11 protein-coding genes and 1 pseudogene are annotated in these 12,763 nt (G+C 47.3%); 5 read left to right on the forward strand and 7 right to left on the reverse strand.

Annotated features, from left to right (window positions below; genetic code table 11):
• The coding region (locus CUJ83_RS10775; protein WP_230742321.1) for a hypothetical protein at positions 1-315 on the forward strand (315 nt) is incomplete at its 5' end.
• Between the two features lie 11 nt (positions 316-326).
• Here the strand turns inward: CUJ83_RS10775 and CUJ83_RS10780 are convergent.
• From CUJ83_RS10780 to CUJ83_RS10790, 3 genes are all read right to left on the reverse strand, one after another.
• Positions 327-1,304 (reverse strand): aminopeptidase, encoded by a 978-nt coding sequence (locus CUJ83_RS10780; protein ID WP_230742322.1) that lies wholly within the window; start codon positions 1,302-1,304, stop codon positions 327-329.
• A 1-nt stretch (position 1,305) separates the two neighbouring features.
• On the reverse strand, positions 1,306-2,796 hold the full coding sequence (locus CUJ83_RS10785) for a hypothetical protein (RefSeq protein WP_230742323.1): 1,491 nt from the start codon (positions 2,794-2,796) through the stop codon (positions 1,306-1,308).
• 210 nt (positions 2,797-3,006) lie between these two features.
• Positions 3,007-3,678, reverse strand: coding sequence for a cysteine peptidase family C39 domain-containing protein (locus CUJ83_RS10790; RefSeq protein ID WP_230742324.1), 672 nt, complete (start codon positions 3,676-3,678; stop codon positions 3,007-3,009).
• A gap of 264 nt (positions 3,679-3,942) precedes the next feature.
• Here CUJ83_RS10790 and CUJ83_RS10795 point away from each other — a divergent pair, with 264 nt between their 5' ends.
• Entirely contained in the window at positions 3,943-4,245 is a 303-nt protein-coding gene (locus tag CUJ83_RS10795) for a hypothetical protein (RefSeq protein ID WP_230742325.1), read from the forward strand.
• Between the two features lie 168 nt (positions 4,246-4,413).
• Here CUJ83_RS10795 and CUJ83_RS10800 read toward each other — a convergent pair whose 3' ends face one another.
• Positions 4,414-5,160 carry an SAM-dependent methyltransferase gene (locus CUJ83_RS10800; RefSeq protein WP_230742326.1) on the reverse strand — a complete coding sequence of 249 codons (747 nt, stop codon included), beginning with the start codon at positions 5,158-5,160 and terminating at the stop codon, positions 4,414-4,416.
• Positions 5,161-5,231: 71 nt separating this feature from the next.
• Positions 5,232-5,884 (reverse strand): annotated as a pseudogene (locus CUJ83_RS10805) (IS1595 family transposase).
• Positions 5,885-6,175: 291 nt separating this feature from the next.
• Here CUJ83_RS10805 and purL point away from each other — a divergent pair.
• Together purL and CUJ83_RS10815 are read left to right on the forward strand one after the other, a co-directional pair.
• Complete coding sequence (gene purL / locus CUJ83_RS10810; protein WP_230742327.1) at positions 6,176-9,157, forward strand: phosphoribosylformylglycinamidine synthase subunit PurL; 2,982 nt, start codon at positions 6,176-6,178, stop codon at positions 9,155-9,157.
• Between the two features lie 2 nt (positions 9,158-9,159).
• Positions 9,160-9,996 carry a phosphoribosylformylglycinamidine synthase subunit PurQ gene (locus CUJ83_RS10815; protein WP_230742328.1) on the forward strand — a complete coding sequence of 279 codons (837 nt, stop codon included), beginning with the start codon at positions 9,160-9,162 and terminating at the stop codon, positions 9,994-9,996.
• A 4-nt stretch (positions 9,997-10,000) separates the two neighbouring features.
• Here CUJ83_RS10815 and CUJ83_RS10820 read toward each other — a convergent pair whose 3' ends face one another.
• Both CUJ83_RS10820 and CUJ83_RS10825 read right to left on the reverse strand, forming a co-directional pair.
• Positions 10,001-10,399 carry a response regulator gene (locus CUJ83_RS10820; RefSeq protein ID WP_230742329.1) on the reverse strand — a complete coding sequence of 133 codons (399 nt, stop codon included), beginning with the start codon at positions 10,397-10,399 and terminating at the stop codon, positions 10,001-10,003.
• On the reverse strand, positions 10,392-12,191 hold the full coding sequence (locus tag CUJ83_RS10825) for a sensor histidine kinase (RefSeq protein WP_230742330.1): 1,800 nt from the start codon (positions 12,189-12,191) through the stop codon (positions 10,392-10,394). The genes CUJ83_RS10820 and CUJ83_RS10825 overlap by 8 nt, the downstream gene beginning before the upstream one ends.
• Before the next feature lie 201 nt (positions 12,192-12,392).
• Between CUJ83_RS10825 and CUJ83_RS10830 the strand changes: the two genes are divergently transcribed.
• Positions 12,393-12,755 carry a heavy metal-binding domain-containing protein gene (locus CUJ83_RS10830; RefSeq protein ID WP_230742331.1) on the forward strand — a complete coding sequence of 121 codons (363 nt, stop codon included), beginning with the start codon at positions 12,393-12,395 and terminating at the stop codon, positions 12,753-12,755.
• The last annotated feature ends 8 nt before the right edge of the window (positions 12,756-12,763 follow it).

Raw genomic sequence — 12,763 nt, forward strand, 5'->3', positions numbered from 1 at the left:
CTAAAAAAGACACCAAAACACAAAAAACACCAAACACCAAACAACAACACAAACAAAAAAACACACAAAAAACAAAAAAACACAACCCCTAACCAAACAACCACAAGCAAACCAACGGAACTACTGGGGCTCAAGGGTACACAAAGGACTTTTTTAAAAAGTTATCATATTATAAAAAAATTTGCGGACCCTATTCGCCTTTGTGCGCTTAGTGGTGAAAAATGGTGGACCTTAGTTGCCCTGGTGCCTGAAGTAAAGTTAAAAAGCTATCAACAAAAGGAATTTAAAATTTTGTTTAAAAATTGGATTAATTAAAAGGATACTGATCATATCAGTATCTTTCCGTCCTTCATTATGTATTCGCCGGTATCGACGTTTATGATAGAAGGCTCCTTGAACAGATAATCCCGGTGTGTCATGCTATGGTTCTGTCCCCCGGGCATATCCTCGTTCGCACCGAAAGCGATATGCAAGGTACCTCCGACTTTCTCGTCCTCAAGGAGGATGCCGGTCAGCCTTGCTTTCGGGTTCAGGCCGATGCCGAACTCGCCCGCGAGCCTGGCCTCATCATCGACGCTTGAAAGCTCCTCAACACGCCTGATAAGGTCCTTGTCCTTTGATTCCAGCGATACGATATATCCGCCCTTAACCTTGATGGTGAGGTCTTCCTTTACCTGTCCGATGTCCCCTATGCTTCCGTCGCAGACAATAGTGCCGTTCATGCTATGCTCTACCGGGGCGCACCACATCTCGCCCGAAGGAAGATTGCCCATTTCTCCCGGGTGAATGGTGATGTCATCGCGGAAGTCGCGGCCTTCGATGCTGAACATGAGGTCGGTGCCTTTTTTAGTGGTCAGCCTTACAGTCTTTACACCCTTGAATTTTTCTTTTAATCTTTCCGAGTTCGCCTTTATCGCCTTAAAATCAGCGGTCATCGGGTACTTTATCATATCGATAGTTATGCTCGGGGAGTGGCCTACCCTTGCCCCATACTGTGATTCTTCATGATGGAGGTTAATGCGGAACGGCGTCTCTTCGCCTATTCCCTTGAACTGGTTGAACACAAGGTTCGGCTTCAGTTCGCTTAAAAGCTTATTAAGTTCTGCAGGCGTCTTTTTCAACGGCCTCCCCGCTTCAGGAAGCTTATAGCCGGACACCTTTACGCCCACCATCTCCAGGGCTTTCTTAGTGGTCTCCATCACTTCTCTTGCATACTCATCATAAACTATCAGGGCAACGTCCCCGCTTTTAATATCCATGATCTCGATAAGCGAATCCTTAAGCTTTTCCGCAATACCATTCATACTAATACCTCAGGTTTTTCTCCAGCTCTCTTATCAGTGGGTACTCGTCAATACCGTAATATCCCAGATTCTTAGCCATCTGGTCACAATTGAACTTCTGCCCGATACTCCAGATATCCTTCAGATACTCTCCGCAATCCTTTATGTTCCACCACACAGTCCCGAAGTCGTCGACGAGCGCATTCCTCAGCTGGACCTCGAACATCCAGGCGCGCAGATAGTTGGCACAATAGAATCCGGGGTCGCAATCATACAGGTACTGGTTCTCCGGATGCTTGAACTTGAGCGCATCCCCGAGTAACTGGGAATATATTTTTTCCGGATTATCGGCGCCGCTGTGAAGTTCGATCTCGTATAGCAGCTTTGCGGCGTATCGCCTGAGCATGTACAGGGTATGGAAAGACGTGAACTGTACTATCCGGTACAGTTCTTCATCAGTGACCTCAAAGTTCTGGCCGATCCAGTTCTTATTCGACACCAGATGCTCAAATAGAAAAGCATAAGACTCCGTCACGGAGTTATCGCCAAGATACTTGAACTCGAACGGCATTGAGGGGTTCACGTTCCCGAAATGCTGTGAATGGCCCATCTCATGGAAAAACGCCCGGTAATCATCCATACCGCCTTTCGGCATTATGCACAGCATGACAGTATCCGGCACCTTGATCGGGCTGCAAAACGCCCTCGGGCTCTTTTTCTCTCTTTCTTCCGTGTCGAGCTTTATGTTCAAATTATTGTTCAGGGACAGCCCTATTCCTGAAAGGGTATTGTCTACGACTTTCATCATATTATCTTTCTTAAAGATGGGGTCGAACCCTTTTGCCCTGAAAAGAAATGCTATATCGTGCTTTCTGACATCCGGGAGGTTAAGGTCGAGGATATTTTTACAGGCCATACGGAAATAGCGAGTATAAAGCCTGTCCGTACGATACAATATGTTCTGCATCTTTAAACGCAGATCGTACAGGTCAATACCCGTAATGTCCTCACAAAGTTCCACGTAGTTAGAATAACCCAGTCCTTCGGTTATGTCATATATCCTGTTAAGCCGTTCTGTCATCAGCGGGTTCAATTGATCGAATACGGGTTCTCTGGACTTATCGATCATTTCTCTTTTATCATGGTCGGCCTCATTTGTCAGAGCCACCGAACAGTACCTGAAAGGCATCTTCCTGCCGTCTACCTCGACCTCGGTCTTTGCCTCCAGCGTCAGTATATTATCGGTCAATACCGATGTCTTTCTATCGATATAGTTCGTGACTAAAAATGAATACAGGTAGCTCAGCCTCGATCTTTCCGAGCCGGATACTGAATATTTCTTGGACCTTATCTCCTCGAGCAGCCCGGCATCCTGGAAAATATTATCATACCGGGCGTATATGCTCGACGTGTCGAAATCGTCCTTCTGCCCCGAAAAATTTTCGTACTGTTCCCTTTCGATGTCCTCAGTGAACTTTTCGAGGTCCGCTCTGATCGAATCGATATCTCTCATGAATTTGACCCGCCTTTGTTTTAAGGTTGATATAGAATATGTTTAACGGTCGTTAACAAGGTCGTTTAACCTTTGAAATGTATCTTTGCGTAAGTATAAGGCTTTCGATGAAGAAAATTGATGTGCCCCGCATTAAGTATATAATTGCTGAGGCTTGTACGCAGTTATACATTAGACTGGAGGCTTTACCGATCACAGGACATACAATAGTCAACATATGCGTACGAAGGGGCGGGGATATTTAGGTTTTTTACCCCGTATGAATATGCCTGTACGTATGAACTTTTCTTTTAGCTTTCCGTCATGCGATCTCTCGCGGCTGTGCCATCTACCCTCAAACTCGTCCCTTGGTATGAACCCTCTGCTGCCCAGCAATTCAGGGTCCTCGAGGTAAACATTCCTCTGGTCTACACCTATTATGACCATATAATGCCCGTCGTCCCAGTCATCTGCCCATGATAACCCTTTGTCGTCCTTGTATGCCTGGACTAGCACGATGACAGGGATACCTTTGCTTACAGACATCTCAAGGTCTTTTACAGTAAGGTTTTGCCTTAGCTCGGCATTAAGGCCCAGCTTTTGGGCCACTTCAACGATATCATAAGGAAAAGTGCCGTCAGTCGAAGTGTTGCACAGCTTCATCAATTCATCTTCACGCTTGCTTATTCCCCAGTAATTAAGGACTGACTGGAGCGATGAAGCCCCGCAGGAGTGCGAAGTGCTCTGGCAGACCTGAGGCAATGGAAGTAAAGAAAGGTTTGATCTGCCGCCGGCCCTGTTTTTAATGTTAGCTCTTAGAGGATATATCGTATTGATCAACGATAGCGCTATGATAAAAGTGATCGTTCGTACGAATGATAAAGGCTTATTTATAATTTTCATTCTCCCCCTTATCATGATGGCTTTTTATTTGAATATTTTTATGTAAATATGTTTATTCGCCATTATTTATTGATTGTGTTATTTTATATATGTTTATAAGATTTGCCGGTTATTGTATATATCTTTCCTGTTACAGCCTGTTTATGGCGAATCTAATGCATATTAAGAAAGCAGATGCATAACAATCATATAATACCAGGATCAACATATCTCGTAAGCCCCGCCCGGGACGCTTAAACATCACAGCATGACGAGGTCAATATCGTGCGGATAAACATTGACGAATACGACGTAGAGCATTTTTGCTGGATATGTAAAAAGATAGTGTTACAGCCCCGGGCAGTCATTTCCATGACCATGGATAAGACGCTGAACGGCGAAGTTCATCTACATAAAATAATGGAGATGGAATGCCACGGAAATAAAATGATACAGGAATCCAAAACGAACCTTGTCGTGAGGTCTTTCGACATCGACGACACGACAAAAAGCTATGAGGCCAGCGGCAAGCTTGTTATGGATTATATTGACAAGGGATATGAGATCACATATCTGAAGCTGGGATAAGGGGCTGTACTAGATTAGAGTTTTATGTATCACACCACAGCCTCAACGTTTCGAGTTGTTGCCTGGGTGTTCCGTAATTAAAGATGAACTCACATTTCGACGAGCCACCGAGTGTAGCTCAGCCGCCCCAGCCGTTGACGATCCGCCGAATATCCCGGCTGCCTCACATCACCGCGCCATCAGCGCGAACACGCCCCATCCAAGGTATTCACGCGTGTACGCGGCATAGCGTTTTGGTTCCAAAGTCAGTTTGGCTCGAACATCTTTCGCGAAGTCGTCGTTGGGATTCGCTTCGAGCCATCGGCGCATGGTGAGCCACTTGGCCGCCTCGTACCTATCCCAGCCATCTTGGTCAGCCAGAACCATTTCCACAACGTCGTAGTCGAGGTCGCCGAAAGACGCGAGAAGGTCTGGAAGCATGAGAAAGTCGGAGATAGAATCGGCATTGCATCCCTTAGCAACGTCTTCCGTCGGTGGTAACTGCCGCCAGTAGGGCTCGCCGATGAGGATGATCCCTTCGGAGAGGAGACTCTTCGCCAGAAGCTCGATGGTGCCGACGACTCCCCCACCGATCCACGTGGCACCGAGACAGGCTGCCACACCGACCTTTTCGTCGGCGACGTAGCCGACAGCGTCGCCGTGGATGAACTCGACTCGATCGGCGACTCCGAGTTCTTCGGCGCGGAGTTTCGCTTGCTCGGTGAACAACTGGCTCATGTCGATGCCGACGCCGATGATCCCGTAATCGCGTGCCCAGGTGCACAGCATCTCGCCCGAACCGCTGCCGAGGTCGAGCACACGAGTCCCCGATTCCAGGCGCAACGCCGCGCCGAGAGTGGCGAGCTTTTCTGGTGTGAACGGGTTATGGATGCGGTGAGCACTTTCGGTAATGTTGAAGATACGTGGGATGTCCAATGTAAAAACTCCTTTTACTAAGTTGTGTAATAACTGGAATATACCCTTTGTGATTGTTGTATATAAGGGTTTTACATATCACACCACAGCCTCAACGTTTCGAGTTGTTGCTTTGATGTTCGGTAATTAAACCTGAACTCACACTCTTTCAAAAACAGTGGGAAAGAATCCGTCTGGATTCCATATATTTCCTCAGCACTCTTTTGGCCGGATCCCAAAAATTTTCAATAACATTGATATGATTCTTACCCCTGGAAAAGTGTGTTGAATGATTAATCCGCTGATGGTGAAAACTACCGACATCCAACGCATTGTAACTCTTATAGTATCTGTATAGACAATGCTGTCGGGCGCTATTTTGCGAATGATCACAGGCATAAGCGTTGAGCTTTTAGTGTCGTCAACAACGACAGTATGAACTTTGCCACCTCGCTTTAAGATACCAAATACAGCTACTTTCCCAGCCGCATCTCTCCCCACTTTTACCTTTGTGCACACCACCAAAATAGCCCCCATCTAGTTCAATACAACCATCAAAAACTTCACTGGCCTGAAGCGCCAGATGAAAGGAGATAATTTGCCTGATCTTTTTATAGAAAAGAGCTGCCGTATTGGGGTGAATATCAAGCAAATCAGCTGCTGATCTGGCGGTAACTTCCAGCACGAAATATTCAAGCAGCTTAAGTTGAGTATTTTTCTTTAATTTACAATTGGTTAGCTTCATTTTCATAGATTAGCACATTGGCTAATCTAGTACAGCCCCCGGGATAATTCTATCAAAAAATCCGAGGGAATGAACGGACATTCATGGCCAGTATCTTTAGCGCCTTTTCCCTGACAGGGGTTATCCTTAATGATAAAGCTATTTAATCCATAAGCGAAGAATACTCCTGCATCGAGAGATTTTAAATATCTTAAGCGCTCTAGAACGATTGGAAACGTCATATATTGACGGGTCAATAAGCTTAATTATACTGATGACGATAATCAATTATACAGGATTTGAGGAGTTTAAATGCCTTTCAGGATCGAGGTGGCGCTAAAGCCAGAATTCAAGGACGCTCTCGGAGAGAGCATTAAACGATCAATTAAAGATCATCTTAACATCAATGTAGGCGACGTCAAGACCATAAAAGTGTACACGGTCAACGCCGGACTTACGGACGTGGAGAAAAAAGCCGTGGCAAGCGGGCCTTTCTCTGACCAGGTAGTCCAGGAACATTCGATAGACAGGCCGCTGGCGAGCGGTTTCGACTGGCTCGTCGAAGTAGGGTTCAAGCCGGGTGTCACAGATAATGAAGGAAAGACCGGTAAAGAGGCCATCGAGGACAGGCTTGGACGTAAGCTCGCAGGTAACGAGTCCGTACATACCTCGATGCAGTACCTTATCAGCGGAAAGCTGACGAGAGAGCAGGTAGAGAGCATCAGTAAGGAATTGCTCGGAAATGAGCTTATAGAGCGCTTTGAGATAGTCGACGGCCGTTCCTGGGACTCGCGAAAAGGGATCGAGCCTTATGTCCCGCTGGTCAGGGATACGCACAAGCCAAAAGTCGTCGAGATAAACCTTGACGTTAGCGACTCCGAATTGATCGAGATCAGCAAGAAAGGTACTCTTGCGTTAACCCTGGAAGAGATGAAATGCATCAGGGACTATTTTAAAGACCCGGAGATAATTGCCGAAAGAAAGAAACTTGGCCTTGGTGAGCGCCCTACTGACGTAGAGCTCGAGTCTCTGGCACAGACATGGAGCGAACACTGTAAGCATAAGATCTTTAACGCGACCATAGATTACAGGGACGGCAACCGGCAGCTGACAGTGAACAGCCTTTTCAAGTCATATATCAGAAAGTCCACGGAAGAAATATCAAAGAACATAGACTGGCTGGTCTCGGTATTCAAAGATAATGCCGGGGTCATAAAGTTTACCGGGGACAATAACATCGCATTCAAAGTGGAAACTCATAACAGCCCGTCAGCGCTTGACCCGTACGGAGGCGCGATCACGGGCATAGTCGGCGTGGACAGGGATGCCGCAGGCACAGGCCTCGGGTCAAAGGTCATCGCGCACACGGATGTGCTGTGCTTCGCTTCGCCGTACTATAAAGGAAAACTTCCGCCGAGGATATTCCACCCCCGGCGGATTATGGAGGGTGTCGTAAGAGGCATCAAGGACGGAGGTAACAAGAACGGCATACCGACCATCAACGGGGCGATTTTGTTCGACGACAGATATGGAGGAAAGCCGCTCGTATATTGCGGATCGCTAGGCATCATGCCGGCAAAGATAAACGGACAGCCCTCTGAAGTTAAAAACGCCGACCCGGGAGATCTTATAGTCATGATGGGAGGCCGTATCGGAAAGGACGGTATCCATGGCGCCACATTCTCATCGGAGGAATTACATGAAGGCTCGCCTGCAACTGCGGTGCAGATAGGTGATCCCATAACCCAGAAAAAGATGCTTGATCTACTCCTTGAAGCAAGGGACATGGGATTATATAAGTGCATTACGGACAACGGTGCAGGAGGGCTTTCATCCTCTGTAGGCGAGATGGCGCAGTTTTCCGGCGGATGCGAGATCCGCCTTGAGAAAGCCCCTCTCAAATACCACGGGCTTGACCCATGGGAAATACTGTTATCTGAGGCTCAGGAGAGAATGACACTGTCAGTGCCTCCGGAAAAGATAGACGAGCTGATGGAATTATGCAAACGCCGCGGCGTAGAGGCTACGGTGCTAGGCAGATTCACAGGAAGCAAAAAATTCCATGCGCTTTACGGCGACGATACAGTCGCATATCTGGATATGGATTTCCTGCATGACGGACTTCCGGAGATGAAGCTTGAAGCAGTATGGAAAGAGCCGAAATACCCGGAGCCGGAAATATCGGACGAGGGACTCACGATGATCCTTCACGAAATGCTCTCGGACCTGAACGTCGCGAGCAAAGAATGGGTCATCAGGCAGTACGATCATGAAGTGCAGGGAGGCTCTGTCATAAAACCGCTCACGGGCAAGTATAATGACGGCCCCGGCGATGCCGGAGTGATAAGGCCTGTGCTCGGAAGGATGGAAGGCGTAGCCGTATCCAACGGAATAAACCCGTTCTATGGGGACATTGACACTTACCATATGACGGCCAACGCTATCGATGAGGCTATCAGGAACATCATAGCGGTAGGCGGAAGCCTTGACCAGATAGCCCTGCTCGACAACTTCTGCTGGTGCGATCCGGTCTATGATCCTGAAAAGACTCCTGACGGCCATTACAAGCTGGCGCAGCTGGTAAGGGCTAACATGGCACTCTACGATTATTGCGTCGCTTATGGCACGCCCTGTATCTCGGGCAAAGACTCGATGAAGAACGATTATAAGCTTAAGGGCGAGGACGGCAAAGAGTATAAGATATCCATACCTCCGACGGTGCTCTTCTCTGCAGTAGGTGTGATACCGGACGTCAGAAAGTGCGTAACGATGGACGCAAAGGCTCCGGGAGACCATATTTACGTGATAGGCACGACGAAAGACGAGCTGGGAGGCTCAAGGTTCTATGCCAGCCTGGGGTATAAAGGTAATAAGGTGCCTAAAGTGGACGCAAAGACAGCTAAAAAGACCTATCAGGCATTATCGTCCGCGATCCAGGCCGGTCTCGTGGCCTCATGCCATGACTGCTCTGACGGAGGCCTTGGAGTGGCCCTTGCGGAAACTTGCTTCGCAGGAGGATATGGCGCGGACATCGAGCTGGCAAAGGTGCCGGCGGAAAGGATCGGCAAGGACGCACAGGTCCTTTTCTCGGAAAGCGCAAGCAGGTTCGTCGTGACAGTATCACCCGACAAGGCTAAGGAGTTCGAAAGAATGATGGACGGGGTCACATGCGCGCAGATAGGCATGACCAGGAACGATGACCGCTTCCTTGTAAGAGGACTGGCAGGTATTCGCATGATCGACACGATCATCGGAGCATTGAAAGATTCGTGGCAATACCCGCTGAGGTGGTAAACATGGCAAAGGTAAAGTCGCTTGTATTGACAGGATACGGAATTAACTGCGAGATGGAAACCGCATATGCGAACGAGCTCGCAGGCGCGGAGGCCACGATAGCCCACATCAACGACGTCATAGACGGTAAGTATGACCTGGAAGATTTCCACATACTTAACTTCCCCGGAGGGTTCTCGTTCGGAGACGACCTCGGAAGCGGAATCGTTTTCGCGAACAAACTGCTATGTGCGAAGACCCCGAAAGGGCCAATGGTCGATCACATCCTCAAGTTCATAGACGACGGCAAGCTTGTCATCGGCATATGCAACGGTTTCCAGATACTCGTGAAGATGGGGCTGCTGCCGGCTTTTGATAAAAACTACACCACGCAGACAACGACATTATTCTATAACGATAAGGGATTCAGGGACGCGTGGGTCAACCTGAAGGTCAACCAGGATTCCAGATGCATATTCACGAAAGGCATTGAAAGCCTGTATGCGCCTATAAGGCACGGTGAAGGAAAGTTCATCCCTGAAAACGACGCTGCACTAAAGAGGCTCTGGGACGGCGGGCATGTCGTCCTGCAGTATGTTGACCAGTTCAACAGGCCTACGATGGAGTTCCCGATGAACCCCAACGCGTCGGTGGATGCTATAGCGGGCATATGCGATGAGACGGGCCGCATATTCGGGTTGATGCCGCATCCGGAAGCTTTCAATCACATTACGAACCATCCGCATTACACTCGCATACGCGAGGAGCACGCCAGGAAAAATATGCCCCTTCCGGAAGAAGGCGACGGCATAAAGATCTGGAGAAATGCGGTGTCATACGCGGTTCAAAATCTAATATAAAATTTTAAGAAGCTGGATGCTGGCATCCTTTAATGACAGCATCCACGGTATCATTTATAACGCTCAAGCTTGCGGGTTTTTTAATAAATGCAACGGCACCGGCCTCTAAAGCTTTATCCCGGATATCTTCGTCGGCACTGATAAAAATCACCCTTGTCTGGGGCTTCATCTTCAGGATCTCTTCCGTCGCCTCCAGTCCGGTCATTATTGGCAGTCTATGGTCCATGATGATGATATCAGGTTTTTGTTCAGAACTTGAAAACTTTTTTACCGCATCATGGCCATCATAGGCTATGAATATGATCGGTACGCCCATCCTTTTCAGGATAAGCTTATAGATATTGATGAGCTCCTGCTCGTCCTCAACTATCGCAATACCTGCCGCATGGTCTTTTCTATCCATATTCCTCATCAGCCGCCGGAAGAGATATGATAAAGCTCACTCCTTTTTTATGATCCCCGGGCACCCTGTCCCTGATCTCTACAGAGCCTCCGAACCGCTCGACAAGCGTTCTAACTATATACAGGCCAAGCCCTTTACCATGGGCCTTAGTGGTACCTCGCTGGAACCGCCTGAACAGTTTTGGCTTAACATCATCAGGTATACCGTACCCTGTATCTGAGATGGTCACCGTATAGAACAATTTACTGTTGATATATTTTTCACCGGTAACGATATTGATATCGACCTCGTCGCCGGAATATTTTACCGAGTTATCTATTATATTGCAAAAAACTTCCTTAAGTAATGATATTCCCCGCACATACAGGCCTTCATGTGGAGTATAATGTATTGCTACCTTTTTACCCGGGGGATGGGGAGCCTCATCAATGCAGCTAAGGATCATTTTATTGATGTCAACGATCTCAAGCTCTAGTTTTTCGCTGGTGATCCTCTGTATTTTTCTCACATTGTCTATTATTCCGGCACTTCCCTGAATGCTCGCTATGGCATTATCCATTAGCTTTTTCCGCTGTTCATCCGTAAGAGTCTCGTCTTCCCTTAACAGTTCAAGGCTGTTCAGCGTGGTCTGGTTAAGATTATTGATGTCGTGGCCCATTATATCAAGGTAGAGCTCTGCACGATTTCTCTCATCTTCGGCATGGTTCTTTGCATTGACTATCTTTTCCTGGTCGGTCCTTATCTCCTGGGCCATAGCATCCATCGACCTGGCAAGTTCGCCTATCTCATCATTACGTTCAATAGGCAGGTATTTACGATAATCGCCCCGGGGCATTTTAATCGTAGCCCTTGCCATCTTTATTATCGGGTCTACGAAGTATTTCCCTATCAGGTACGCGATAACCGACGATAATAAGATCAGGAATAGAATAAAGATTATAAACGCGTTCGTAGTCTCTGTAATGGGCTGATACGCGATGTCAACCGGTAAAGCTACGACAACCCCCCAACCGTATTTGGATACCGGTGAATATGCCGCTAGACGGATGTCATTCTCTACCGGGTTATACTGCTCAATGACCCCCTCTTCGCCGCGGAGAACGTTTCGGACTCCAGGGACATAGGAGTAGTTTTTCATAGTGTCCATATACCCTTTATTATAATGGACAAAAATATGACCGGTCCTGTTCACAAGGTATGTATATTCCCTGTTCCTCGTCTGTGATTCGAGAACAAATGCCGAATATTCTGTAAGGTCGATAGTCCCGACGATCACGCCAATGGTCTTATCATCCTTTTTTATCGGGACTCCTATGTATATGGTCGGCTTATTAACGATCGGGCTGATCGATGCGTCCGTGACGTATGAACTCCCGGTCTTTAAAGGATTGAGAACATGAGGCTTTTCCGAATAATTTTTCCCGACAAGATCGGAAAACGGATAACTGGCGACGATAGTGCCGTTATCGTCAATAATATATGCGGCATAAAAAGGGCTGGTCTGGCGTATGAATTCGAGGACTTCATTCAGATATGCTATGTCACCATCATCCAGTGCCCTTATTACGGAAGGCCTTACGGATTGGCTTTCGAGATATACTGTAGCGGAACCCACATAGTTGGAAGTGAGAATAGAAATGGCCTTTGCCTGCGCAAGATTAGTATCCCATATATCCTGCCTTATCTGGTCCCTGTAGTAAATACTGCTGATCGTGCCTACGGATATGATAGGCAGTGTCAGCAGTATTAACAATAATATCATTGCCTGGAGTTTAATGGAGATATATCTCATTTAGTCCCAATAAATATGGGAAATCTACGATTATATCTTTAAACGCAAAAAATATTATGAAAAAAGGTAATTACCGTTGAAATTTGGGAAGTAGGCTAAGTTTTTTAAAATAAATAACATTTAAGTTATTTTAGCTACCGATTATTCAGAAAGCCATGATTATCGAATCCAATATATATTATCAAGTTGCTATTTTTGTTCATGAACGATGATATGATAATTGTCAGCACCCCGTACATTCCCGGATACCGTGTCACAAAGACTATCGGGTTCACATGGGGCCTTATCGTCAGAAGCCGCGGCGTCGGAGGGAACATCGTGGCCAGCCTTAGGACGATATTCGGAGGAGAGATACACGAGTACACCGAGCTTTTAAACCAATCAAGAGAGCAAGCCCTTGAGCGCATGAAGGACCATGCAAAAAGCATGGGAGCCAACGCAGTATTAAGCGTCGACTTTGATTCCTCTGAACTTGGGCAGTCGATGACCGAGGTACTGGCCTGCGGGACCGCTGTCGTCGTAGAAAAGGAGACAGGGACCATAGAGCCGGTAAGACTGGCATAGATCATTGA

It is taken from the genome of Methanooceanicella nereidis, from assembly GCF_021023085.1.
In the GTDB taxonomy this organism is placed as follows: domain Archaea; phylum Halobacteriota; class Methanocellia; order Methanocellales; family Methanocellaceae; genus Methanooceanicella; species Methanooceanicella nereidis.